We start from the raw sequence: 25,197 nt of genomic DNA, 5'->3' as shown, positions 1-25,197 counted from the left end.
GATCACCGGCTGAAAGGCGGCAAGAACAACCATGCTCAATACCACGGCACGCCAACAGACCACGCCCCGCACGGTGCTGGTCGTGGAGGACGAACCGACGCTGGCCACGGCCATCGCGCAGCGCATCACCGCCGAAGGGTGGACGGCGCGCGTGGCCGGCGACGGCGCCAGCGCCGTGCAGGCCGCGGCGCAGCTGAGGCCCGATCTGGTGATCATGGACATCATGCTGCCGGTAATGGACGGCCTCGAGGCGACGAAACGCATCGTGGCCGCCCGTCCGGTGCCGGTGCTCATCCTCACCGCCCGCGACGACGAGGCGGACAAGGTGATCGGCCTGGGCGCCGGGGCGGACGACTACATGACCAAGCCGTTCTCTATGCGCGAGCTCATCGCCCGCTGCAAGGCGCTGCTGCGCCGCGTCGAACGCGCGAAGGTCATCGCCAAGAACGCCGAGAACGAGAAGATCCTCGACTTCGGCACGCTGGTCATCGACCCGGCGCAGCGCACGGTGAGCGTGAACGGCGACTACGTGCACCTCACCCCCACCGAATTCGACCTGCTGGCCACGCTCGCGCGCAAACCCAAGTCCGTGCTCACCCGTGAGAAGCTGCTCGAGGAAGTGTGGGACTGGGTGGACGCGTCCGGCACCCGCACGGTCGACAGCCATGTCAAGGCGCTGCGGCACAAGCTCGGCCCGAACATGATCCGCACGGTGCATGGCGTCGGCTATGCGTTCGAGCCTCCGTCGGCCGAGTGACGGCGCACCGGAACGGATAAGGCACATGTCGAAACCCGTCGACTCCCGCCGAGCGGGCGCACGTCGCGAACGCGTGCGCCCGCTCGGCGTATTCTCCTCGCTCAAACTCGAATTGTGCGCGTTGCTCGTATTCGCCACGGCGATCGCGTTCGCGATGTGCTGGTTCCTGCTGAAATTCGGCTGGAGCGGATGGCTCGCCATGCCGGTCACCCTCGTGGTGGCGCTCGGCATCACGTATCTCTTCTCGCGCGGTCTCACCGCACGCCTACGCCAGTTGCGTGACGCCGCCGAGGCGATGGCCGACGGCGACTACACGGTGCGCGTGCCGATGGACGAATCCAGCCACGACGAGGTCGGCCAGCTCGCGCGTTCGTTCAACGAGATGGCCGCCGAGCTCCAGCATGCCGACCAGATGCGCCGCGACATGATCGCCAACGTGAGCCATGAGCTGCGCACGCCCGTCTCCGCATTGCAGGCGCAGGTGGAGAACATGGCGGACGGCGTCACCGAACCGACGCCGGCGAATCTGGAGGGCATCCTCGACCAGACGCAGCGGCTGAGCGATCTCATCGCGTTCCTGCTCGACCTGAGCCGCATGGAGGCGGGCGCGGCGAGCCTCGAGATCGAACGCTTCGATTTCGGCGAATTCCTCGATGACACGATCGAGCCGTTGGAGATCGCCGACGGAGGCCACGCGCACGACATCCGCATGCAGGTCGCCCCCGGCATCGTGATGGAGGGCGATCAGGATCGTCTGCGCCAACTGTTCACCAACATCATCGGCAACGCGTTGAAGCACTCCCCCGACGGCACGAGCGTGCTCGTCGAGGTCCATGAGGACGAGACGCACGGCACGGTGGTGACGAACGTCGTGAACTTCGGCTCGCAGATCGCCCCCGAAGCGCGTTCGGACATCTTCCGACGCTTCGTCAAAGGCAAGTCCGGTCCGGGCACCGAATCGGGCGGCACGGGCCTCGGCCTGTCGATTGCGCGTTGGGCGGCCCAGCTGCACGGCGGCGACGTGCGCGTCGTCGACGACATGCGCGGCGCCGATTTCGAAATCACATTGCCGAAACGTCATACCGCGGCGTAGCTGCGAGCGCGAGACAGGCGACGACCTGCGCGCCGGCCGTCCGCAGCGCGGCCGCGCAGGCGCGCATCGTCGCGCCGGAGGTGACGATGTCGTCGACGAGTATGACGCGTCGGCCCCGTACCAGCGATGGCCGTGTCACGACGATGCCGCTGCCTCCCACACGGGCGGCGCGACCGGCGCGGCCCTTCATCTCCACGGATCGGCCGCCCATGGTGTGCGATGCCAGCGCCTCCTCCGCGTGCGCTGGCACGCCCCGCGCGCGATATGCCGCGGCGACGGCGCGCACCAGCGGCCGCATGTGTCTGCGTCCACGACGCCGTGCCGACCGTTTCGACGACGGTGCCGGAACGATGAGCATCGTATCCCGGCCTCCGATGCGGCGGGCGTCGTCGTCTTCCCCGCCGGCGACGCCCGCCACCGGCATACGGTCCGCGAGCGCGCACAGCGCTTGGGAGAACGGACGGTCACATTCCTCGTCGCCGTGATCCTTCCATGCGAGGATGGCTCGTCTGACCGCACCGCGATAGGTCGCGCATGCGGCTACGGGCACGCCCGGCACGCATGACGGCACGATCACCGTGTCATCGAACAGGCTGCGGCAGGCCGGGCAGAGCACTTCGTCCGGCGTGCCGCAGCCCGCGCAGCCGCGCGGCAGCACGAGTCCCATCATGGCGGGGAGCAGTGTGCCGGCGCGCATCGTCATCAGCTCCTACAGCGTGATGCCCGCGGGGAGGGGCAGGCGTTCCAGCAACCCGTCGATCAGCCGCATCGTGTCGGACGGGTCGCGGACCGATACGCCCATGGCGCCCGCCTGGGCCGCGGGATAGTCGTTGCCGCCGGGCTGCATGCGGTCGCCGACGAACGCGATGCTCCCCACGTCGATGCCGAGATGCCGGGCGAGCTCACGCACGGCGAACGCCTTGTCGATGCCGCGTTGCGCCACGTCGATGCTCGTGTAGCCGCCCGCGTGCACCTTGAGGTCGGGCAGGTCGGCGGCGACGGCCTCGGCGAGCCGCGCCTTCACCTCGTTGGTCGGGTCGAACGCCTGCTTGGCCTCCAATGGCGCCTGCTGGCCGAGCACGGACAGGGTGATCTGGGATCCGCGGTCCTCGATGCGTTCGCCCCACACCTTCTCGAACCAGACGCCCTGCTCGCGGGCCCGGCGCTCCAGGCTCTCACGGGCGCGGGAACGCTGGTCGTCGTCGAGGTCGTGGCTGAAGACCTTGGCCCATGTACCATGCTCCCAGCGCCGATAGCAGGTTCCGGACGTGGGCATGAGGTGAAGGCGGGCGAGATCGGCGCCGGGGTCGAGCACGTCGAGGATCTGGCTGACGACGAGCCCGTAGCGTCCTCCGGTGATGACGGCCACATCGATGCGGCGGGTGAGTTCGCTGAACCGTCGCGCCATCGCGGGGACCATGGGTTTCTTCGAGTTGGCGAGCGTGTTGTCCAGATCGAAGCCGATCAATCGCATGCGGGCGCAGAGCATGTCGAGATCCCAGTCGTCCCACGGTCTGATCATCGTCGTCTCCTGTCCGTCGCATGCGGCGATCGCATGCGCACTATCCTAGCCGCCATGCCTGTGCCGGCCGCGTCCTCGCGGTTGCCGCCGGCATGGCCTACAGTGGGTGCCATGCTTGAAGCCCCTTGGAATGAACGAGTATACCGCAATCGTCATGGCCGTGGCATGCGTACGCCGATGTTCGGCACACGTCTGCCACGGTACCGCACCCGTTCGGGCATGTTCGACGATCTGGTGGCCGCGCACATCCGCCGTCTGGCCGAGGCGTGGCCCCAACTGGTCAAGCCGGTGCAGTTCGCGGTGGAGGACGTGCCGCCGTCCGACCCGGCGCCGTGGGAGGCGGAGCCGAGCATCAACTCACGCCTGTTCCCGGCCGATCATGGCATGCCGGCGCGCATCGTGCTCTACCGCATGCCGTTGCAGTCGCATACGCGCGGCAGGGATGATCTCCAGTGGGCGATCCGCGACGAGCTCGTCATCCGTCTGGGCGAACTGTACGGCCGTCGGCCGGAGGAACTCGACCCGGACTTCGAATGGTGAGGTCCGGTCGGTCCCAGCCCTCCCTCAGCGTACGATCGACTGGTCGGGAACGGCCCTGACGATTTCCTCGCGCACCGCGAGCGTGGTGGGCGCGACCGCGGACAATCCCGCGGTCTTCGACGAATCGAGTCCGCCGCCGGTGATGCGCGCACCCCAGGAGACTGTCTTGTTCTCGTCGGATACGACGGCCGCGACGCCCTCCCCCTTCACGGTGGTCGCGTCATGTGCCTTGACGGCCACGTCGCGTTCGTCGCCGGCCTTGCCGGATTCGTCCATGAACGTGAGTTTCACGGTCGCGTCCTCGTCGCCGGCGTTGATGAACGTGAGCGTCGTGTCGATGCCGTCGGCGATCGCCATGCCGGAGGAGACCGCGGGCTGCGCCGCCTGCAGCAGCGCGAAGTCCTCCTGGCCGCCGGAGCCGGAGCGCGTCGCCTTGGCGGAGGCCACGAAGGCGTGGTCGCCGCCGGAGACGATGACGCCGCGCGCATTCTTGGGCGCCTTGCCCAGATCGATGACGGTGACGCGATCGGCCTTCACCTGTTCCTTGCGGATGCCTTTCGCGCCTCCATCGGTGGCCCAGGAGAGGGACACCTCCCCCGCTTGCTCGCCGTACAGGTAGAGGCTCACACCGTCGCCTTCGGCGATGCCGGGAATGATGTTCGTCACGGTGGCGTCACCCGCCGGCATCGTGAAATCGGATCCCTTGGGCGTCAGTCCGCTGCTCGCCGTGGTGCGCACGACGGCGCCGACCGGCGTGGCGCCGCTGTTCACGGTGACGTAGAGACCATCCTGACCGGAGGCCGCGGCGGACAGGTCGACGACGGTTTCGCTTTCGGCGGCGACGGTGGCGCTGCCTGCGGTGGACAGGCTCATCCTGCCGGCGTTCTTGCTGCCGACCACGGTGACGGACACGGTGGTCGCCTTCGACGAGGGGTTGGCGAGTACCAGCTGCTGCCGGGTGCCGGTCGCCGTGGAGGTCAGCAGGAACGACTGGCTCATCGCCGGGGTGGCGCAGGTGGCGGCGGCGATGCCACGCAAATCGCCGTCGGAGGCGTGCGACACGATGACGCCGGCGTGTCCGGAGCCATCGCCCGCCTTGAGCAGGTTCGTGTCGAGCAGACGGGAGTAGTCACCGTCGTCCCGAAGCACCATGGCGTCACGGCTGACCGGCTTGTCGGGCGCTTTGAGCGACGTGGTCTTCCCATCGCCGGTCAGGTCGAGCGGCGACGAGGTGGAGGCGTAGACGGAACCGAATGCGGCGAGCGCCGTGGACGTGGCGATGTCGCCGTCGGAGGCGCGGTATTCGCTGTCGCCCCAGTCGGTGGAGTCGGGCAGCTGCATGCGGGCCGGACAGTAGGCCTCGAGTTTCTCCTGCACGATGCGGTGCGATGATCCGAGCGTGCCGGACGCGTCGTCGACCATCAGATCGGGCATGCGGACGACCGCCAGCAGCGCGAACGCCGCAAGAAGCAGCACACTGGTGACGACCGCCGTGATGATGCGCAGCACGCGCATCGGTGTTCCCTGCCGGTTCATGCCTTCACGACCTCCTGTCCGGATTCGGCCTGTGCGTCCTGCTCATCCTCGTCGGGCCGTTCGCGTCGACGCCGCCGGGGCACGGCGACCAGTACGTACAGCAGGCTCGTCACGCCGAGCGCGGCCAGCCACGCGTAACGCCATGGACTATGCTCCATGGCCTGTTCTCCCTTGGCGTCGACGCCGACGCCCGTGCCTTCGGCCGCGGTCAGGCGATAATAGGTGCCGGCGTTCGAGGTGACGACCGACTGGGTGCCGTCGGATGCGGTGATGTTCGTGGCGAGCTGGTCGGAACCGGACTGACCGGAGACGACGAACACGCCGCCGAATCCGAGCTTGACGAGTTCGGCGATGGCCGCGTCGTCGCTGTTCGACAGGAGCCGCGCGGACAGTCCGCCGATGGCGGTGTCCGTGGCGTTCTCCTGTCCCGCGGTCTGACGCGCCCGCCATGCGGGCGACGAATCGACCAGGTCACCGGTCGAGGTGTCCATCACCGCGTAGGAGACGTTGGAGCGCGATTCCGCGTCGAGCGCGAGGATGCGCTGTCCCGACTGACCTTCGAGCATGTCCATGGCGACCATCGGCAGACCGGAGCCGGCGACGCGCACCGAACCGGCGACGTGACGGGCCGTGGAGAACCCGGTCCAGGCGACGACGCCGACGGCCAGGGCAACGCACAAACATACACGGCCGGCGACGATCGCCACGCGGCGTCCCGACACGTGCGCCTTGCCGGCGGCGCCGGGAGCGCTCAACGCGACGAACCGGCGTACCGCGCCTCCCGCCATCAGGCACACGCACGACAGGGCGCCGAGCATGGCGAACACGAGACCGGGCAGCACGGAGCCGCCGACGGCGCCGTCGGCATCCAGCGCGACGGCGACGCGGGCCGAGCCGAGGCTCAACGCGCCTCCGGCCACGATCGTCACCCACATCATGCGGGAGGCGCGCAAGGCGAACGGCAGCACCAGCGAGATGACGGCGAGCACGGTCACGGCGACCAGCATGCACAACGTGGCGATGCCGAAACCGGATGCGAGGAACTGTCCGAATCCGGCCGACTCGTCGAAGCCGAACGCGCGGATGACCACCTCGGTGAGATTGAGCGCGGCGGGACGGCCGTCGGCGGACGATGCCGGCACCGTCATGTCACCGAACAGCTGACGCCATTCGCCGCGCGAGGCGTAGCGCACGCACGCCACGAGCGTGGGGGCTGCAAGCAGTGCCGCCGGAACCGGCATGAGCAGCAGCATCGCGCGGTGACGCGGCACGAACAGCAGGAACACGAGGAACGTGACGACGAGCGGCAGCAGCAGCTGCGGTTCGGCGGCGACCACCGGCATGTAGCACAGGGCGGCCGCGGCCGAGGACTGCACCGAGGGGCGGGGTCGAATGGGATCCTCCGTATGGTAGAGCCCCACCGCGCGGAACGTGAACGCGAACGCCGCCGGCAGGAACACCATCACGGTGAGCATCGGCAGATCGGCCGTGGAATACAGGCCGAGCGCGAGACCGAGCGATGCCCAGAGCAGGCCGGAAATCACGCGCACCGCATCGGAACGGGTGAACACGCCCGCCAGCGCCCAGAAGGAGAGGGCGGCAAGCGGTGCGGCAAGGAAGAACATGACGCTCGTGGCGGCGGCCACATGCCCGCCGGTAATCAGCGAGACGAGCAGCAGCACCCACAGCCACGGGGCGGGAGGAACGGCGACGCCGACACCGACGCCCCACGTCCACTGCGTGGTGGCCGCGGAGAACAATTGCGCGAGCGACGCGTTGGTGGGCAACCACTGAGCGGAGGTCAGCGACGAGCCGGACAGGGCCGCGCGGAACAGCGACCAGTCGAGCGCCACCACCACGATGAACGCGGCGATCGCCATCGCGGCGGCGAGGCCCCAGCGGCGCAGGGCGCGCATGCGCAGATGGGAACGCACCAGCGGGCCGAGCAGCACGGTGCCCTGCTGATCGGCGAGCGCGCGGCTGCGTTCGTGCCATTGGGAGATCTGCTCACGTGTGGCGGTGAGCAGTGCGAGACGCTGCCGACTCACCTTCGTCTGGCGCGCGACGGCCCTGCGGGCGCGCATGGCACCGGGCAGCGATCCGAGCGCGCGCCACGGCATGCACAGCTCGCACCATGCCTCGTACGGCTGCTTGGCGACGAGACGCGCCAGAGCGAGTCCGATTGCCGCGAGCAGCGACCACAGCCAGACGAGCGGCCAGCGGAGCATGGCGATGTCCGTGTACCGGTAGTGCCGCCACGCGGACAGCACGCGCATGGCGGGATTGACGGCGTCCTCCTCGTCGAGTCCTTCACCCTCCCGGGTGCGTACGCCCTCGAAGCGGGCGCGGCGATGGGCGATGCCGGCGCGCGGCACGACGACCACGCGGCCGCCGCCACGGCAGATCCTGCGGCACAGGTCGGCGCCTTCGGCGTAGGTGGTGAACCATCCGTTCAATCCTCCGAACGCGCGATACGTCTCCATCGGGACGAGCGCGCCCGCCATCGACACGGCGAAGACGTCGGCGCGGGAATCGTACTGCTCCTGATCGGGTTCGCCGTCGACGACCAGCGTGTTGACGGCGTGGCCCGCGGCATAGGCGCCGACGCCGCGCAGACGCGTCCCCTCCCAGTCGAGCTGCTTGCCTCCGAGCAGGGAGGCTCCCGGCGAGTTGCGCCATGCCTCGACGAGATGCTCCAGACAACGCTCGTCGGCGGGACGGGAGTCGTCGTGCAGCAGCCATAGCGCGCGTGTGGACGCGTCCAGCCGCGCATAGTCCATGGCCTTGGCGACGGCGTCGCCGAACGACGACGCGCCCTGCGCGCGGACGAGACGCACGTCGACGGACACCGTGCGCGGCTCATGGCCAAGCATCGGGTCGGAGGGCGTCACGGTCACATCGAACGAGGTGCGCAGCGGCTGCGCCGTGCCGCCGGTGCAGTCGGCGATGACGATGACGCCGGGCAGCACGGTCTGGCCGAGCAGGGCCGCGAGCGTGTCCGGCAGGAACCGGAGGTCCTCCTCGACGGCCACGACCGCGGCGACGCCCGTCTCGACGGCCCTCGCGTGCGAATACGGACGGGCGGCCAATGCGTCGGCCAGAACCCGGCGCACGCCGCCCGTCATGGTGGAAGTTCGTTCGTTGTCAGTCACGCCTGCTCCTTGCGTGTTTTCTTGTACCGTCGGCGTTCCCTCTCGCTCATGCCGCCCCAGATGCCGAACCGTTCATCATGGTCGATGGCCCATTCCAGACATTGCTGACGCACCTCGCATTGCGCGCATACGCGCTTGGCGTCACGCGTCGAACCGCCCTTCTCCGGGAAGAACGCCTCGGGGTCGGTCTGCGAGCACAACGCCTTGCGCTGCCATGACACGTCGCCGTCCGGCGAGAACAACCCCCACAGCAGCTCCTCCAGCGGCTCGTCGGCGGAGTCCTCGGCAATGCCCCACATGCGCATGACCTCCCTTGCCTGACTCGAGCCTGTTCCTTCGTGTTAGATTACACACATGCGCTTCGCCTTTTGTCAAGTGGAGCCGTGTCAATGCCACACTTCGGACGCGGACTGTGGTATAAGGCCGTTTTCGCCGGATTCCGGAGGCCCGGACTTCTCTCCGCCACAGGTCTCCCGAAGTCTTTTCGTCCGCCTGCCGTACAATCAAAAGGATTTTTGTCTCCGACAGGAAGGTTTGCGTCCGTGAGCTCGAAGAGATCCGGTGCCGATATCCCCAACGTCAACGGCTGGGGGGATTGTCCTCCGCGCCATAGCGTCGCGTTCCGCGTACAACACAGACTGCGCAACACCGTGATCTGCGCGGTGGCGGCCGTACTCGTGTTCGCCGGCACCGCGGCGGGCGCGACGCTGCTTGACATCAACGGCACGATCACCGATCAGGCCGTCGACGTCATCCAGCAGAACGGCAAGTCCGCCTCCACGCAGGTCGTCGACCCGAACGCCGGCAAGTCGCTGGAAATCCTCATCCTCGGGCAGGACACCCGCGACGGCGACAACAGCGCCATCGGCGGTTCCGAAGCGGATGTCCAGGGCACGCACAACGCGGATACGACGATGGTCATGCAGATCTCCGCGGACCGCAAGTACATCAACCTCGTGTCCATCCCCCGTGACTCCCTCATCGACGCGCCGAGCTGCGAGACCTCGAACGGCACGCTCGAAGCCCAGTACAACGTGATGTTCAACTCGATCTTCGCCTCCGGCTACAGCCAGGGCGGCGATCTCGCCTCGGCGGCCAGCTGCACGATGAACGCGGTGAACTCGCTGACCGGCCTGAACATCCAGAACTTCATCGTCGTCGACTTCAACGGTCTCAAAAACATGATTGACGCTATCAACGGCGTGGATCTGTGCATCCCCGCGGACATCTCCGACGGCTACACCGGTATGAACCTCAGCAAGGGCTGGCAGCATCTCGACGGCACCGCCGCCACCCAGTACGCCCGTCTGCGCCACGGCGCCGGAGACGGCTCCGACGTGCAGCGCACCACCCGACAGCAGTATCTCGTCAAGCAGCTGCTCAACGAGGCGCTCCAGAAGAACATGCTCACCCAGTCCGGCCAGTTGTACCAGCTCGCCAAGGCGGCGCTCAAGTCGCTCAACATCTCCAAGGGACTGGCGAACACGACCACGCTCGCCGGTCTTGCCATGAGCCTCAAGGATCTCAACGTCTCGAACTTCTACACGCGCACCGTGCCGGTGGTCGCCGCGCCGAGCGACCCGAACCGCGTGGTGTGGGGCGACGACGCCGACACCCTGTGGGCGAAGATGCGCAACGGCGAACCGTTCGTGGAGCAGTCCACGGATTCCGGCTCCACGGGCTCCGACCAATCCGGACAGTCCGATCAGAACGGCGGCTCCGACCAGTCCACGACCGACCAGAACTCCACGGACCAGTCCACGACCGACCAGCAGGGCTCCGACCAGTCTTCCCAAACCGGCAACACGAAGGTCGCCGACGGCATCGAGCAGGATGCCTCCGGCCAGTACATCGACACCGCCACCGGCGGCGTCATCGACACGGAGACCGGCATCATCAAGGACGCGGCCAGCGGTCAGGTGATCGGCATCTCCGAGGCCTACCTCAACAACGTGGCCTGCCCCACCAAGCAGTAGTCCGTGACGGACGGGACGGGTTCCAATGGAGGGCCCGCGACGCGCATCTGCGTCGCGGGCCCTCCGCATGTGCCGGAAATGAGAAAATAACGGGCACCCGTCCCGCCCCGGCACCACGATGTGCAACAGTGACATAGGTTCAGACAACGTATCCGATCGACAGGCATGGGGAGGCGGCATGACGCAGGAAGACGAGGAATCACGCTCTCAGGGGATTCCTCCGAGCTTCATCCCCGCCGGATCCCGACGTCGTCCCGCGGCGGAAGCCATGCCGGCGCGCACCGTGCAGCCCACGCCGGCCGCATCGCCCGCATCCGCGTCCTCGGCCGTCCCGCCGAGCTTCACTCCGACCCCGTCGCGCGCCGAGGCACGTCACGCCCGTACGAGGCAGTCGGCGCAGCCGGCCCCCGCCTCGTTCGCTCCCCGTTCCGGTGCATCGTCCGCGGCTCCGCACATCTCGAAATCAACGGCAGCGTCATCACAGTCGCCCCGTTCCTCATCCGTGCCGCGATCGGCGTCATCGGCTTCGGCCGCTCCGCACGTCCGGAATGAAGCGCCACGCAGCTTCTCCCCCGCACCGGTGCGCGCCGCCCGGCGGTCGACGGGTTCCAGCAACGTCGCCGGCCCGCATCGTCCCGACGACCGCATGGCTCGCGCGGCGAGGCCGGATCGTCCGCGTCGCGATACCGCCGTCCGTGACGGACTGCAACATGCGGGACAAGGGCATGCACTGCGCACCCTGCGCCATCGCGCCCCGCATATCATCCTCGGCACGATCGCCGTGCTGCTCGTCGCGCTCGTGCTCGCCGTATTCGGCGCATGGCATTGGGTAGGCTCCCGTCTCAACAAGGAGGACGGCTGGCTCACATCCATGGCGGACACGTCGGCGGAGACCTGGCTGATCCTCGGCTCCGACGAACGCGACGGCACGGCCGGCGGCAGCGCCGACGACACGCCGGGATTCCGCACGGACACGATCCTCGTGCTCACCAAACCGAAGAACGGTCCCAACTCGCTCATCTCCATCCCCCGCGACTCGCTCACCCAGGTGGACGGCACCTACATGAAAATCAACGCCGTCGCGCAGCTCAACGGCAATCGGGCGCTCGTGAGCACGGTCGAGCAGATCACCGGACAGAAGATCGATCACATCGCCAAAATCAAGTTCGGAGGTCTCACGACCGTGGTCGACGCGGTCGGCGGCGTGAAGCTGTGCTACGACGAGACGGTGCAGGATCCATACTCCGGGTTGAACTGGCAGGCCGGATGCCATGTGGCGGACGGCACGACGGCGCTCGCGTTCTCCCGCATGCGCTATGCGGACGCGAACGGCGACTTCGGCCGCGCCCAACGCCAACGCCAGGTGATTTCGGCGATCGTCTCGAAGGTCTCCTCCAAGGAGGTGCTCGGCAATCCGGCGAAGGCGATGAAGGTCGCGGACGCCGGGCTCGCTGCGGTGACCTTCGACTCCAAGACCTCCACCAGCACCCTGATCGACATGGCGCTGGCGTTCAAGGACGCCACCGGTTCCAAGGGCGTCACCGGCAGCGTCTACTGGTCCGACCCCGACTATCAGGTCGACGGCGTCGGTTCCTCGGTGCTGCTCGACGACACGAAGAACACGGAGCTGTTCTCCGAACTCGCGGCGGGCACGCACAAGGCGGGCACCGTCGGCACACTCGCCGAGAACAGCTGAGGACCGGCGGCACGCCTTCGACCGACCGCCCACACGACCGATTCATCGGAGCCCTCCTGAATTGTGAAGATTCGTGAGGGCTCCGACCACATTCCCCGCACCGTTTGCGTCCACGTGCGCCGTCCGTCCACACTGGTCGCATGACAGGCAGATCACGATCATCAGCACGCCGAGGCGGAAACGGCGATCGCCGCCGCGACGATCCGTCGCGTCGTGAGGAACGGCTCACCATGGTGGCGACGGCGGCGCCGCTCGTCGCGCAGGCCATCATGCTCGCCGTGCTGCTCACGATGCGGCGCTGGCTGTTCGCCATGATGCTCGTCCCCTCGATCATCGGCTGTCTCGCCATGATGCTCGCCTCCGCGGCGCGACGACGCGGCGGCCACGCCGGGGACGACGATGTCGCGCGCGACGAGGCGGCGCGGCGCGAGGCCATCGACGACGGCACACGGCTCGACCTGATCGATGCGATGCCGTTGGAGGGACTGCTGTCGCTGCGACCGGTCGACGACGACCTGCCTTGGCGCACGATAGCACGCCGGTGGCTGGAACCCGCCTCGCTGGATGTACCGGTCGGCATGCATGCGGATGGCGTGTTCCGGCTCGACCTGAGACGACAGGGGCCGCACGCCCTGGTCGCGGGCACCACGGGATCGGGGAAATCGGTACTGTTGCAGAGCTGGTGTCTCGCATTGGCCTGCCGCAACACGCCGGACGCTCTGCGGTTCGTGTTCCTCGACTTCAAAGGCGGCACCGCATTCCGTGCGTTGGAACGGCTCCCCCACTGCGTCGGCAACGTCTGCGATCTCGATCTGCGGCACGCCACGCGCGCCCTCAACGCCATCGAGGCCGAGCTGAGACGACGCGAACGGCTCATGGCCGACGCCCATGCGCAGGACGTGACCGATCTGGGAGCCATGGCGCCTCCACGCCTCGTCATCGTGGCCGACGAATTCCACGCGTTGAAGGACCAACTGCCGGACATGGTGGACCGACTGGTGCGCATTGCCTCGCTCGGACGTGCGCTCGGCATGCATGTGATCGCCTGCACGCAGCATCCGGCGGGTCAGGTGTCGTCCGACATGAAAGCGAACATGTCGCTCGGCATATGCCTGCGCGTACGCGACGGCGTGCAATCGTCGGAGCTGCTCGGTTCGACGAAGGCGGCGTACATCCCACCGTCGCTGCCCGGCGTCGCCTACTGCAACGACGGTGCGACGGTGACCTCATGGCGTTGCGCCGCCGCCCGGGACATCCCCCGACTCGTCGACGCCATCGCCGCCGCGGCACGGTTCCATGGCTGCATCCCGCCGCCCGCGCTGTTCACGGCTCCCCTGCCCCGCCGTATGGCGGCGCTCCCCGCCACGCCCGTCTCCGGCGGCGTGCCGTTCGCACTGCGCGACGACGGCGTGACGCTTCACGTCGCCCACCTGCCACTCGACCGCGGCAACATCGGCGTCATCGGCCGGCATGGACGGGGCAAGACGAACCTGCTCGACGTGATACGACGGCATGTCGCGCGCGCGACGGGCGACGACACGCCCACGCTGCGTCTCACCGCGCGTGAGGGGGATGGGTACGTGACGACGACGCTGCACGGCGACGGATACGACGATGGCTCCCCTGCGGGTGCCGACGCCTTCCGGACGACCGGCATGTCTCCCGCACCGCCGCCCGGATCGCCGCGTCTCGTCTGGCTCGTCGACGACGCCGACCCCCTGTTCGACCCGTTCGGCGACGATCCGCTATGCACCGAACTGCGCGAGGCGTTGGCGGATCATCGCGTCACCGTGGTGTTCGCCACGGAGACCAGCAGGCATGTCCGCGTACCGGAGCATTGCGCGATCCGCGTGGTGTTCCCCACCGGCGACCGGGCCACCGATCAGATGAACGGCATCCCAGGCGAGATGTGGACGTCGTTCGATCATGACGACATGGTGCTGCCCGGACGCGCCGTGCTCATCGACCATGCCAGCGCCGCCGCGGTGCAATGCGTGTCGGCCTCGGGGTGACGGACCCGTGCGCCGACGCGCCGGGCGTGCCGGCGCGTCCCTTCATCTCTTTGGCGAAAAGTCTTGAAAATGACGTGCGAACGTGCTTAGGTATATGGAGACAGGATGTAGAGGGCTCGGACAGGAGTGTAACGACGATGAGCAGTGCTTACGATTGGCGCGCCAAGGCCGCGTGCCGCGACAAGGATCCGGAGCTGTTCTTCCCGGTGGGTAACACCGGCGCAGCCTACCAGCAGATCGAGGAGGCGAAGGCCGTGTGCCGCACCTGCAAGGTGATCGACGCATGCCTCAAGTGCGCGCTTGACACGAATCAGGATTACGGCGTGTGGGGCGGCCTGAGCGAGGACGAACGCCGCCAGCTCAAGCGCAAGGCGATGCGTCTGCGCCGCTCGCAGGCCATGCAGATGCAGATCTGAGATTCGCGTCGTCTCCGCGGTCCGGACGTCATGGTGGAACCGCGACTTTTCGCTTGCATATTCGCATATGAGGATGCCCGGTCCCTTGTGGGGCCGGGCATCCTCATATGGTTCGGAAGAATCTCCCGATGCCGGGCGGCGACGCGTTACTCGGCCTGTGCGGCGCGCAGCTTCATGTCGAGTACGACGCGGGTGCCGCCGTCGCGGCGCGGCTCCCAGCGCACGGTACCGCCGAAATCGTTCGTGACGAACGTGTTGATGATCTGCGTGCCGAGACCGGAGCCGGAGGATCGCGCCATGCCGCCCTGCGCCTCCGTGTCGATGCCGGTGCCGTCGTCCTCGACGATGACGCTCAGGTTCGAGCCGGAACGCCCCACCGAGATGGTGATGTGACCCTCCTTGCGGCCCTCGAAGCCATGTTCGACGGAGTTGGTGATGAGCTCGGTGAGCACGAGCGACAGCGGGGTCGCGTCCTGGGCGGGCATCATGCCGAACTTGCCGACGAAGTCGATGTCGATGTGCTGGTCGCGCATCGTGGCGACGTCGACGGCCATCTTGAGCAGGCTGGCGATCACCTTGTCGAAGTCGACGACCTCGTCGACGGTCTGGCTCAGGCCCTCATGCACCATGGCGATGGTCTGCACGCGGCGCTGCGCCTCCTTGAGCTCCTTCTTGACCTCCTCCGACTTGGTCTTGCGCGCCTGGAGGCGCAGCAGGGCGGAGACGGCCTGCAGGTTGTTCTTCACGCGGTGGTGGATCTCGGAGATCGCCGCGTCCTTGGTCTGCAGCTCCTGCTCGCGTCGGCGTAGCTCGGTGACGTCGCGGCACAGGACGATGCCGCCGGTGCGGCCGTTCATGTCGTACAGGGGCAGCGAGCGCACCGACACGGCGGAACGGTCCGTGGTGATCTCGGAGTCGACGGCGGCCTTGCCACTAAGCACGAGCGGCAGCTGCTCGTCGACCTGCTCGTTCTGCTCGCGCAGCAGGTCGGCGCCGAGTTCGCTCAGGTAATGGCCCTGCATCGTGGTGAGCAGGCCGAGACGGCGGAAGCAGCTGATCGCGTTCGGCGAGGCGTAGCGGACGATGCCATCCATCGTGAGCACGATGAAGCCGTCGGCGACTCGGGCCATGTGGCGCTGGCTCATCACCGAATCGGAGTACGGGAACTGGCCGCGCGGAATCATCTCGTACAGCTGCTTGCCGGCGTTGATGCTTTCGGATTCGTAGCGGCCGTTGGATTCACGCGTGGCCATGTTGGTCTCGCGCACGACGAGGCCGAGCGTCTTGCCGTTGTGGCGCACGGGCGCGTACACGTTGCAGATGGTGGCTTTGCCGACGGTGCGAAGCACGGTGGAACGGAACACGACGGCCGACTGCATGGCGGCGTCGAGTTCGCCGGTCATCGCCTCGGGCATGATGTCGCCGACGACGTCATCGGCGCGCAGGGTCATCACGGTGGAGGGACGGCATTGCTCGGCCACGACGTAGCGGCCGTCGCCGTTCTGCATGATGAGCAGGAGGTCGGCGAAGCTTAGGTCGGCGATCACCTGCCAGTCGGCGACGAGCTGGTGCAGCCATTCCCTGTCCCTGTCGTCGAGGTCCGGCCGCGTTGCGAGTATCTGGGAGAAATCTGCCATGGCTCCCATCATACGCAACGCGCCTCCCGACTCGGGACTACTGCTTGAGGCTGGAGTCGACCGAGGAGAGCACCTGGCTCATGAGCCGGGCGGCCTGATCCTTGCCCTGGTTCTGCGTGACGACCGAGACCGCGGCCTTGCGGCCGTGCGCCTCGACGACGGCGAAGTAGTTCCACGTGTTCTGGATGCCCATGCCGCGGTGCGCGTGCACGGTCATGCCGGAGGGGATGGAGACGCCTTCGGAGGCGATGTCGACGTTCATCAGGCTGGTGCCGCCCTTCTGTTCGACGGCGGCGAGCATGCGGGCGGTGTCGGCCGAGGAGCTCTGGTTGGTGTAGCCGGCGTTGCTGGCGGCTACATCGCCGAAGTTGCGGTTGAACGAGGTGTCGTTGTAGCCGTTGGAGCTCAGCCATGAGTTGACGGCGCTCCAGCCGCCCATGGCGGCGACCGCGCTGTTGCCGGCGTTGTTGTCCATGCCGCTCATCATCACGTTGGCCTGCGAGGCCGCGACGCCGCCGTAGTCCTGCGCGGCGAGGTAGACGGGCAGGTAGAGGCCGGCCGCTTCGAAGCGGGTGTGGCCCTGTTCGGTGGATGACGGCGAGCCGGACTTGGAGGATCCGGACGACGAGCCGGAGCCGATGATCATCGCGGAGACGGCCACGTCGCTGGACGAGTACTGGTCGGCGATCTTCTTCAGCTGGTCGTCGGTGATCTTCGGCGTCTTCGTCGACTTGGACGACCCCGAGCCGGACGAGTCGTCATCGGATGAGGACGAGGAGGAATCGCCGGAGGATGTGGCGCGCGGCCCCCGCGATTCCAGTACGGTCACGGTCGACCTGGCTTTGAGCTTGGCGCCGGGGTCGATGCCTTTGACACCGATGAACACGCCTTTCTCCTCGTTCGAATACTGCTGTTCGATGGTGGTCTCGAATCCGGCGTCGCGCAGACGCTGCGCCGCCTCGTCGGCGGTGATGCCCTCGCCTCCGGAGACCGTCCACAACGTGTAGTCGGGCACGGTGGCCGACCCCCACAATCCCATCTGGTGCGTGCCGAACACGATGCCGCCGATTACGAGCGCGACCACGGCCACGATGGCGACGATCATGGCCGGATTGATGCCGTGGCTGGTACCGGTCGCCGCGCCGCCGGTGCCGGGCGCCGGCTGCGGCTGCCCGGGGAATGCCGGCTGTCCGGCGGTTCCCGTCCCGGCGAACACCGGCTGGCCCACGGCCTGCGTCTCCTGCGTCCGCGGCGCCACGGGCTGCATCGGCTGTCCGGGCTGGGAGGCGTACGCATAGGCGTCGGCGGCGGGCTGCGCCATGCCGTCGACGACGGTGGCGTCGTTCTGCTGGGGCTGGCCGCCCAGAGGCGCGCCACATTCCGTGCAGAAGGAGCCGGACCCCTCCTGATGGCCACACACCGGGCATACGATCATGACTCTCTCCCTCATCCATGCGGCAGGCGTCGACCATGCCGCGTCATCACCCGTGGCCCGCGCCCGCGACGCGGTCCGTGGAACAACGCTCTCCATGGTAGTCGGGGATATGGGATTATGCTCGATGCGTGCTTGACTTCGCCGTAACCTACGGTATCGTAGGTTACGGTAACGTAAGTTGAAGATATGTCAACAATCGAGAGGCCGGAGGCGGCATGGCATATAAGAGGGAGCTGACGGACGAACAGCTCAAGGCGAAACGGCAGGCGGTCATCGACGCCCGCGAGCAGGCGTTGAAGGCGAAGGCGGACGCGGCGCGCAGCAAGGCCGAGCTCAAGGCCCAGGAGATCCGGCTCAAGGCGGAGGCGAAGGCCAAGCACGTCATCGCCAAGGGCGAGGCGAAGGCGCTGCGTCTGGAGGGCATCGCGCCGGCCGAAGTGGAACGCAAGATCCGCCTCGACGTGCATGGACGCCCGAAACCGGCCATGCGCGGCTGGATCCACGCGGTCGCCTCGCCGCTGTCGCTCGCCGCGGGCATCGTGCTCATCTGCCTCGCACAGGGGGCGGGCCTCAAATGGGCGTGCGCCGTGTTCATGACCGCCTCGCTCGTGCTGTTCACGAACTCCGCCTGCTACCATCTGGGCGATTGGAGCCCGCACGTCACCGACGTGCTGCGCCGCATCGACCATGTGAACATCTTCCTGCTCATCGCCGGCACCTACACGCCGGTCTCGTTCGCCCTCCAGCCGTTCTGGCGCAACTTCATCATCATCTCGATGTGGGCGTGCACGGCCGTGGCGATGGTCATCCACGTAATCTGGATCTCCGCGCCGCGCTGGCTGTACACGGTGGTGTACATCGTCTTCGGCATCTACGGGCTCGCGTTCATGATGCTGTTCTGGCGCTCCCCCTACGCCGGCCCCGCGGTCGTGATCCTGCTGTGCGCGGGCGGCGCCTGCTACATCCTCGGCGCGATCGTCTACGCGCTGCGCAAACCGGACCCGTGGCCGCGCGTGTTCGGCTTCCACGAGATCTTCCATTGCGGCACCGTCGCCGGATACGCATGCCACATGGTCGCCATCTACATGGTGATCGTCGCGTTGTGGGCCTGACCCGGATCCGCCCCGCGACACCGGACACGGCAGCCGGATACGGCAGCCGGATACACGAAGGCCCTCGGATTCCCGATCGATTCGATCCGGGAATCCGAGGGCCTTCGCTATCACGCTCACACGAGCGGCTTGGACTCCTTGATGGTCACGGAGATCTCGCGGCCGTTCGGCGCCTTGTAGCTCACCGTGTCGCCGGCGTTCGCGCCGTTGATGGCGGCGCCGATCGGCGACTCGGGGCTGATGATGTCGTGGTCGGTGGCGATCGACAGGTCACGCGTGCCGAGCACGAACACCTTCTCGCGGCCCATGATGTCGAGGGTGACGAGGGAGCCGTCGCCCACCTTGCCGGCCGGCGGGGCGGTGAGGATCTTCGCGTGGCGCAGCTTGACGGTGAGCTCGTCGATGCGGCCCTGGTTGACGCGCTGCGCCTCGCGGGCGGCCTGGTAGCCGCCGTTCTCGCTCAGATCGCCCTCCGCACGCGCGGCGGACACCTTGGCGAGAATCTCGTCACGGTACTCGCCCTCACGCCAGGCGAGCTCCTCCTTCATCTTGTCGTACGCCTCCTGCGTGAGCAGGATGTCCTTGTCGTCTTCTGCCATGTCTGTTTCCTTGTCCTCCCCTGTAATCCACCTGCGTGCCGCTGGAGGCCGCCGGAACCGGTTCCATGGGGATATGTGATTGTCTGTCGTGGATATGCGAAAGCGCCGGTCATCCCCGGCGCTTCCTGAAGAATCCGCTGCCGCCGCGCTCAGCGCGTGGAGATGATGTCGATCACGAACACGAGCGTGTCGCCGCCGCCGATGCCGGCCTGCGGGACGCCGCGCGAACCGTAGCCGTACTCCGGCGGGATGGAGACGATGAGGCGGGAGCCGACGTTATGGCCCGGCACGGTCTGGTCCCAGCCCTTGATGACCTGGCCGACGCCGATGCCGAAGCTGGCCGGCTGATGGCGGTTGAAGCTGGAGTCGAACGGCTCGCTCTTGCCCCACACGACGCCGTGGTAGTTCACGGTGACGGTGTCGCCGCGGCGGACCATCGGGCCGTCGCCCTCCACCACCTCGACGACCTTGAGACCGGCCGGCGCCTCGGCGGTCGGGAACTCGATGACCGGCGTGGTGCCGAACTCGGCCTGCACGGTGGGCATATCAGCCATGGGCTGCCTCCTATCTCACAGGGCGCGCGCATGTCGCGGCGCACGCCCGCATACGGGAATCATCCTCAATCGGACACAATGCCGACCATACTAGCACCACCGACGCGCGACAGCCGACATTCGACCACTTCGGCATTCGACCGCCTCAGCATTCGACCACGTTGACGGCGAGGCCGCCCTTCGAGGTCTCCTTGTACTTGGCCATCATGTCCTCGCCGGTCTCCTTCATCGTGCGGATCGCCTGGTCGAGGCTCACGATATGCGAACCGTCGCCGAGCATGGCCATACGCACCGCGTTGATGGCCGTGTTCGCGGCCATCGCGTTGCGTTCGATGCACGGGATCTGCACGAGGCCGCCGACCGGGTCGCAGGTGAGTCCCAGATTGTGTTCGATGCCGATCTCCGCCGCGTTCTCCACCTGCTCGGGGGTGCCGCCCATCACGGCGGCGAGCCCGGCGGCGGCCATCGAACAGGCGGACCCCACCTCGCCCTGACAGCCGACCTCCGCTCCGGAGATCGACGCGTTGCGCTTGAACAGGTAGCCGATCGCGCCGGCGGTGAGCAGGAACGTGACGACGCCCTGCTCGTTCGCATCGTCGACGAAATGCCAGTAGTAGTGGAGCACGGCGGGGATGATGCCGGCCGAACCGTTGGTGGGGGCGGTCACGATGCGCCCTCCCCCGGCGTTCTCCTCGGAGACGGCGAGCGCGAACAGGTCCACCCATGCGGCGTCGGAGCTTTCGAGCACGGCGTCGCGGCGCTGCCGGTCGCGGCGCAGCACGTCGGCGTTGGAGGCGAGACGCGCGTACATCTTCGGCGCGCGGCGGGGAACGTCGAGGCCGCCGGGCAGCACGGGCTCGGTGGACGAGCAGCCGTGGTCCACGCATTCGCGCATGACGCGCCACACGTTGTCGATGGCGGTGCGCACCTGCACGCCGGAGCGCGTGGCGGTCTCGTTGGCCCACACGAGTTCGGCGATGCTCAGATGGTGTTCACGGCACAGCGAGACGAGTTCGGCGCAGGAGGAGAACGGGTAGGGCGCGTCCGGACCGAAGTCGGTGGACGCGGATTCGTCCTCGTCGGCGAACGCGGTGCCCTCCGGAGGCCTCTCGTGGATGCCGATCATGAGGTCGTCGGGCTTGCCCTGGCGGATGAAGCCGCCGCCGATCGAATACCAGACCTGCTCGTCGACGAGACTGCCGGCCGCGTCGAACGCCTGGAACCGCATGCCGTTGGGATGGGCGGCCATGCGCTTCCACTGTTCGAAGACCATGTCCTTGTCGTAGTGGAATCCGATGCGTTTGACGCCGGCGAGGTTGAGCGTGTCGTCGAGCGCGCAGGTCTCGCGGATGCGCAGCATGTGCTGCGTGTCGACGGTGGCGGGCACGTTGCCTTCGAGTCCGGCCATGACGGCGCGGTCGGTGCCGTGGCCGAGTCCGGTGAGCGCGAGCGAGCCGTACAGGGTGACCTTGACCCGGTCCGTGCGTTCGACGAGACCGTCGTCGCGCATCGAGGCGACGAACGCGTGCGCGGCGGACATCGGCCCTACGGTGTGCGACGAGCTGGGGCCTACGCCAATGGAGAACATGTCGAGGACGCTGAACATGGGGTTCCTCCTAACTGCCTATCCTGACTGCCTATCCTGATGTCCGACCGCCGGTCCGCCGGTGTCGTACCGTGCGTCACCGGCCGAGCGCCGAGAACATCATCACCGCGCAGACGAGGCCGAGCGTGGCGAGCGCGATCTGCGCGACGAGCAGACCGATCGCGGTCTTGCTCCTGGCGGCGAGCTTCGTCCCATGCGCCTGTCCGAGCATGGTGGCGATGAATCCGAACACCGCGTAGTTGACGGTGATGGCGGCCACGTCCCCGTTGGAGAGCACGACGCCGTTGAGCGGCTGGTCGAGCGAGTTCATCACCGAGGTCATCACGAACAGGCCCCACACGCCGTAGCCGATCGCGCCGACGACGCCGTAGGCGATGGGTTTGAACCTGTCCTTCATGCGCAGGGTGAACGATTCGACGCACCACAGGAGCGCGAAGCCGACGACGTACGTGTAGGCGACGGCGACGAACGTGACGACGAGGGCCCACGGCACGAGGGAGGCGACGTTGCCGATCATCGCGAGGTAGAAGCCGGAGCAGGCGATCGCGCCGACGGTGAGCGCGGTGCCGACGATGATGTTCTGCGCGAGCATGATCGGCAGTCCGGTCGTGGTGTCCTTGTCGACGTGGGTCCAGCTGGACGGCATGACGTTCCTCTCCTTCACGATTGCATTGTGGTCGGGACGGGGAACGAGCCTAGCCGCCGTATGTTTCGGCGGTTTGTTTCCGGATGATGACGAACGATGGCGGACGATGGAAGTGCCCCCGCAGGGATTCGAGCATATCGAGCTTCAGACAACAGACACCGCCAAGCTCCATACTTGCGGCCAGACAAATGCACTCACACTGACCGGCAACATCCTGCCATTCGGTTTCCTGACCATCATTATTCGTAAACCCAGTCGTCAGTAAGGTAGTCACCTTTTCCTGTGGCGCTGGCGGGGAGGTCCCCGCCTTTTCTAAATGTTTCCCGCAAAGAAGTCATCGTCCGGTATCCTTTCCCCGACGACGTTGCAGAAGTACTTTCGGACGGCGAGGGAGATAGCCGGCAGACCAGACTCACATTCCAGACCTTGCGCGTCGCATGCCACACTGTACATGCTGAAGGGAGGCACCCTGCGCGAGGTCATGGATGAACTCGGTCATTCCTCGGCGCAGGTCGCCATACGCCATTATCAGAGGATCGTCCCTGAACACAGAACTCGAATTGCCGATCTGTTGGCTTTCGATTTCCTTCCCGATCAGCATGATGCTTACGTGTTGCAACAGGCCATTCTGGAAATCGCCATGCAGACTTCGAAGCTGGAAGAATCCAAGATTGAACTGGAGAGAGCCTTGGCTCTGGCAGAATCCTCTCATGTCTTCCCCATATTGGTCAAGGACGGAGCATAAGAAACATCCCGCTTCCTATTCCAGATGTCACGGAAGTGCCCGCCCACTTGGCACGGGCACTTCCAACCAGTTTCCTTCGCGGACTAGTTCACTTGGCTTTTGACCAGCCCGGTTCCGTACGGGAACAGTACCGTGTTGGGAGCGATATATTTCTTGGTGATGTTGTTGGCTTCTTTCGGCCAGGTAGTCGTCAGGTGCCCGCTGAAGTCCCGATCTGCGGACAGCAGCACATCGGCCACACCCTCTCCTTCGGAACCAGGGAACCCGGCCATGATCACCGCATCCACCTGCTTGAGCTGGTCGGTGATGGTCAGCGCTCGGCCCGTGGTCAGTACCAGGACGATGGGCAGGTTCGGATGCGTTTTGCGGATGCTGGAGATCGTATTGATATCCTTCTGCTGTAGTGTCAGTTGATCCGCAGTGCGGTCGCCGGCGTATTCCGCGTATGGGCTCTCCCCGGCGACGACGATGGCCGCATCATAGTTTCCAGTGAATGAACCGTCTTCCTTGAGATCGACGGTTTGGCCGTTCTCTTTGCCGGCCGTCTTGAGGCCCTCATAGATGGTGGTGCCGGTGGTGACATCGCCGACCGACCCCTGCCAGGTGATCGTCCACCCACCGGACTGCATGCCGATGTCATTGGCGGACGACCCCGCCACGACGATACGCTTCATGGACGGCAAGTCGTTCATCAACGTGGAGCCATCATCGGTCGACCTGTTCTTGAGTAGCGTCAATGATTGCGCGACGGCCTCGCGGGCCACGGCGCGATGTGCCTCGCCGCCGAATTGCGCTAGCAGTTCCTTATTTGAGTAGGCCAGCTGTGGGTTCTCCAGCAGACCCATCTCATCCTTCACGTTGAGGATACGGGTCACCGCATCATCGACGCGCGCCATGGCGATATCCCCGGAGTTCACGCCATCGATGACGGCCTGGCGTGCCGCGATCCACTTGGGTTGGGTTCCCTCGTGTTCGTCCACCATGAGCATGTCTACGCCGGCGTTCACGGTCTTCGCTACTTTCTGGGCGTAGTTCAGGTTGCCCTCGATCTGATCGATGCCGTTGTAGTCGGTTATGACGATGCCGGTGAATCCGAGTCCTCGTTTCAACACGTTGGTGAGCAGGTCGGCGTTGCCGTGGCATTTTACACCGCCGATGGAGTTATAGGAGACCATCACCGATCTGACGTTCGCGTCCTGGACGGCCGCCCGGTAGGGTACCAGCAGTTCGCTGTCGAGAATCTTCCGGAATGCTTCGCTGTCGTAGTCGAGAGGCACGTCACCTTGGTTGACGCCGTCTTTGGTGATGCCCTCGCCGATGAAATGCTTCGCGGTGGCGATGGCGGAGTCCGAGCCGGCCAGCCCGCTGCCGCTTTCGCCCGCCTGCGAGCCTTCGATATAGGCGGCGCCGAGTTTGGCCGAGAGATCTGCGTTCTCACCGTATGCCTCATAGGTGCGACCCCATCGTTCGTTTTTGGGCAGTCCCAGCGTGGGCGTGAATACCCAGTTGGAGCCGGTGGCTCGTACCTCGCTTGCCGTGATTGATCCGACCTGCTTCACGAGTTCGGCGTTTCTCGTTTGGCCGAGGTTGACGTTGTGCGGGAACAGTGTGGCGTCGGCGACGTTGTTGTGGCCGTGTACCGCGTCCACGCCGTACAGCAGCGGGATGCCGGTCTCGTTGATGACGGCGTGCTGGTAGGAATCGGCGCGGTTCGCCCAATCGGATGCGCTGTTGCCTGATTCCGGGGCGGCACCGCCGCCGCTCAGTATGGAGCCGATATGGTATTCAGCGGCTTGTTGCGGCGTGATGTGCCGGGTGTCCGGCTGCATCATCTGACCGACTTTATCTTCCAGGGACATCGAGGCCAGTAATCGTGCGACGCGATCGTTCCGGGCGGCCACCATGGTGACGGCCGGTTCCGCCTGTGAAGATGCGGGTTTCCGATGAGGGCTTCCGTCATCGTCTGCCGAGGCCAATGGCACTGCGGCAAACACCAGTGATGCTGAGATCGCCATCGAAAGCAATGTGGTCGCCACTGCGTTGCGGCGTCGGATACGGTTGTGCATGGTCGTTCCTTGTTCCTTATTCATAGAACGTTTGGATATTCATATTGAGGTTGGATGCGGCTCATGGCCGCGACTGAAGGGAACGCCCGGAGACCGG

General features: G+C 66.5%; 22 protein-coding genes. 10 read left to right on the top strand and 12 right to left on the bottom strand.

Annotated features, from left to right (window positions below; genetic code table 11):
• Positions 1–31: 31 nt before the first annotated feature.
• On the top strand, positions 32–757 hold the full coding sequence (locus tag BSTEL_RS01930) for a response regulator transcription factor (RefSeq protein WP_034526435.1): 726 nt from the start codon (positions 32–34) through the stop codon (positions 755–757).
• A gap of 25 nt (positions 758–782) precedes the next feature.
• Complete coding sequence (locus BSTEL_RS01925; protein WP_034526432.1) at positions 783–1,850, top strand: sensor histidine kinase; 1,068 nt, start codon at positions 783–785, stop codon at positions 1,848–1,850.
• On the opposite strand, the gene BSTEL_RS01920 is transcribed toward BSTEL_RS01925, so the two are convergent.
• Together BSTEL_RS01920 and BSTEL_RS01915 are read right to left on the bottom strand one after the other, a co-directional pair.
• Positions 1,819–2,553, bottom strand: a complete 735-nt coding sequence (locus BSTEL_RS01920) for a ComF family protein (RefSeq protein WP_034526429.1) — start codon at positions 2,551–2,553, stop codon at positions 1,819–1,821. The two genes, BSTEL_RS01925 and BSTEL_RS01920, sit on opposite strands and share 32 nt — an antisense overlap.
• Positions 2,554–2,559: 6 nt before the next feature.
• Positions 2,560–3,372 carry an HAD-IIB family hydrolase gene (locus BSTEL_RS01915; protein ID WP_034526427.1) on the bottom strand — a complete coding sequence of 271 codons (813 nt, stop codon included), beginning with the start codon at positions 3,370–3,372 and terminating at the stop codon, positions 2,560–2,562.
• A gap of 111 nt (positions 3,373–3,483) precedes the next feature.
• On the opposite strand from BSTEL_RS01915, the gene BSTEL_RS01910 reads away from it, so the two are divergent.
• Positions 3,484–3,912, top strand: a complete 429-nt coding sequence (locus tag BSTEL_RS01910) for a metallopeptidase family protein (RefSeq protein ID WP_084686045.1) — start codon at positions 3,484–3,486, stop codon at positions 3,910–3,912.
• A gap of 24 nt (positions 3,913–3,936) precedes the next feature.
• On the opposite strand, the gene BSTEL_RS01905 is transcribed toward BSTEL_RS01910, so the two are convergent.
• From BSTEL_RS01905 to BSTEL_RS01895, 3 genes are read right to left on the bottom strand one after another with little or no spacing between them, the layout of a single operon-like run.
• The gene (locus BSTEL_RS01905; protein WP_034526421.1) at positions 3,937–5,448 is read right to left on the bottom strand and encodes a DUF5719 family protein; all 1,512 of its coding nucleotides are present in this window, start codon (positions 5,446–5,448) and stop codon (positions 3,937–3,939) included.
• Positions 5,445–8,573: a glycosyltransferase family 2 protein gene (locus BSTEL_RS01900; protein ID WP_051922761.1), complete on the bottom strand. Its 3,129-nt coding sequence runs from the start codon at positions 8,571–8,573 to the stop codon at positions 5,445–5,447. Before BSTEL_RS01900 ends, BSTEL_RS01905 begins: the two co-directional genes overlap by 4 nt.
• A gap of 23 nt (positions 8,574–8,596) precedes the next feature.
• Positions 8,597–8,899 (bottom strand): WhiB family transcriptional regulator, encoded by a 303-nt coding sequence (locus BSTEL_RS01895; RefSeq protein WP_034526568.1) that lies wholly within the window; start codon positions 8,897–8,899, stop codon positions 8,597–8,599.
• Positions 8,900–9,142: 243 nt separating this feature from the next.
• Between BSTEL_RS01895 and BSTEL_RS01890 the strand changes: the two genes are divergently transcribed.
• The 4 genes from BSTEL_RS01890 to BSTEL_RS01870 all read left to right on the top strand — a co-directional run bounded on the left by BSTEL_RS01890 (position 9,143) and on the right by BSTEL_RS01870 (position 14,700).
• Positions 9,143–10,576, top strand: coding sequence for an LCP family protein (locus BSTEL_RS01890; protein WP_238567601.1), 1,434 nt, complete (start codon positions 9,143–9,145; stop codon positions 10,574–10,576).
• A gap of 178 nt (positions 10,577–10,754) precedes the next feature.
• Positions 10,755–12,272 (top strand): LCP family protein, encoded by a 1,518-nt coding sequence (locus tag BSTEL_RS12275; protein ID WP_084686043.1) that lies wholly within the window; start codon positions 10,755–10,757, stop codon positions 12,270–12,272.
• A 140-nt stretch (positions 12,273–12,412) separates the two neighbouring features.
• On the top strand, positions 12,413–14,284 hold the full coding sequence (locus BSTEL_RS01875; protein WP_338010568.1) for an FtsK/SpoIIIE domain-containing protein: 1,872 nt from the start codon (positions 12,413–12,415) through the stop codon (positions 14,282–14,284).
• Positions 14,285–14,421: 137 nt separating this feature from the next.
• Positions 14,422–14,700, top strand: a complete 279-nt coding sequence (locus BSTEL_RS01870) for a WhiB family transcriptional regulator (RefSeq protein WP_034526413.1) — start codon at positions 14,422–14,424, stop codon at positions 14,698–14,700.
• Between the two features lie 146 nt (positions 14,701–14,846).
• On the opposite strand, the gene BSTEL_RS01865 is transcribed toward BSTEL_RS01870, so the two are convergent.
• Both BSTEL_RS01865 and BSTEL_RS01860 read right to left on the bottom strand, forming a co-directional pair.
• Positions 14,847–16,337 carry a sensor histidine kinase gene (locus BSTEL_RS01865; RefSeq protein ID WP_051922760.1) on the bottom strand — a complete coding sequence of 497 codons (1,491 nt, stop codon included), beginning with the start codon at positions 16,335–16,337 and terminating at the stop codon, positions 14,847–14,849.
• 37 nt (positions 16,338–16,374) lie between these two features.
• Entirely contained in the window at positions 16,375–17,772 is a 1,398-nt protein-coding gene (locus tag BSTEL_RS01860) for a serine hydrolase (protein ID WP_034526401.1), read from the bottom strand.
• A gap of 215 nt (positions 17,773–17,987) precedes the next feature.
• Here BSTEL_RS01860 and trhA point away from each other — a divergent pair, with 215 nt between their 5' ends.
• A complete protein-coding gene (gene trhA / locus BSTEL_RS01855; RefSeq protein ID WP_034526398.1) occupies positions 17,988–18,884 on the top strand; it encodes a PAQR family membrane homeostasis protein TrhA in 897 nt (298 codons plus the stop codon).
• 116 nt (positions 18,885–19,000) lie between these two features.
• Here the strand turns inward: trhA and BSTEL_RS01850 are convergent, their stop codons facing one another.
• From BSTEL_RS01850 to BSTEL_RS01835, 4 genes are all read right to left on the bottom strand, one after another.
• Positions 19,001–19,483 carry a GreA/GreB family elongation factor gene (locus BSTEL_RS01850; RefSeq protein ID WP_034526396.1) on the bottom strand — a complete coding sequence of 161 codons (483 nt, stop codon included), beginning with the start codon at positions 19,481–19,483 and terminating at the stop codon, positions 19,001–19,003.
• 149 nt (positions 19,484–19,632) lie between these two features.
• Positions 19,633–20,037 (bottom strand): FKBP-type peptidyl-prolyl cis-trans isomerase, encoded by a 405-nt coding sequence (locus tag BSTEL_RS01845; RefSeq protein WP_034526392.1) that lies wholly within the window; start codon positions 20,035–20,037, stop codon positions 19,633–19,635.
• A gap of 145 nt (positions 20,038–20,182) precedes the next feature.
• Positions 20,183–21,643, bottom strand: a complete 1,461-nt coding sequence (locus BSTEL_RS01840; protein WP_034526390.1) for an L-serine ammonia-lyase — start codon at positions 21,641–21,643, stop codon at positions 20,183–20,185.
• Positions 21,644–21,719: 76 nt separating this feature from the next.
• Positions 21,720–22,289: a hypothetical protein gene (locus BSTEL_RS01835; RefSeq protein ID WP_034526387.1), complete on the bottom strand. Its 570-nt coding sequence runs from the start codon at positions 22,287–22,289 to the stop codon at positions 21,720–21,722.
• Here BSTEL_RS01835 and BSTEL_RS12025 point away from each other — a divergent pair.
• Together BSTEL_RS12025 and BSTEL_RS11300 are read left to right on the top strand one after the other, a co-directional pair.
• A complete protein-coding gene (locus BSTEL_RS12025; protein ID WP_156963118.1) occupies positions 22,288–22,554 on the top strand; it encodes a hypothetical protein in 267 nt (88 codons plus the stop codon). The two genes, BSTEL_RS01835 and BSTEL_RS12025, sit on opposite strands and share 2 nt — an antisense overlap.
• A gap of 186 nt (positions 22,555–22,740) precedes the next feature.
• Positions 22,741–23,034 carry a hypothetical protein gene (locus BSTEL_RS11300; RefSeq protein WP_156963117.1) on the top strand — a complete coding sequence of 98 codons (294 nt, stop codon included), beginning with the start codon at positions 22,741–22,743 and terminating at the stop codon, positions 23,032–23,034.
• An 83-nt stretch (positions 23,035–23,117) separates the two neighbouring features.
• Here BSTEL_RS11300 and BSTEL_RS01825 read toward each other — a convergent pair whose 3' ends face one another.
• Positions 23,118–25,100 carry a glycoside hydrolase family 3 protein gene (locus BSTEL_RS01825; RefSeq protein ID WP_162178965.1) on the bottom strand — a complete coding sequence of 661 codons (1,983 nt, stop codon included), beginning with the start codon at positions 25,098–25,100 and terminating at the stop codon, positions 23,118–23,120.
• Positions 25,101–25,197 lie beyond the last annotated feature (97 nt).

Origin of the sequence: Bifidobacterium stellenboschense (genome assembly GCF_000741785.1) — a bacterium.
GTDB classification, from domain to species: domain Bacteria; phylum Actinomycetota; class Actinomycetes; order Actinomycetales; family Bifidobacteriaceae; genus Bifidobacterium; species Bifidobacterium stellenboschense.
This window is presented reverse-complemented; position numbering and strand designations above follow the sequence as displayed.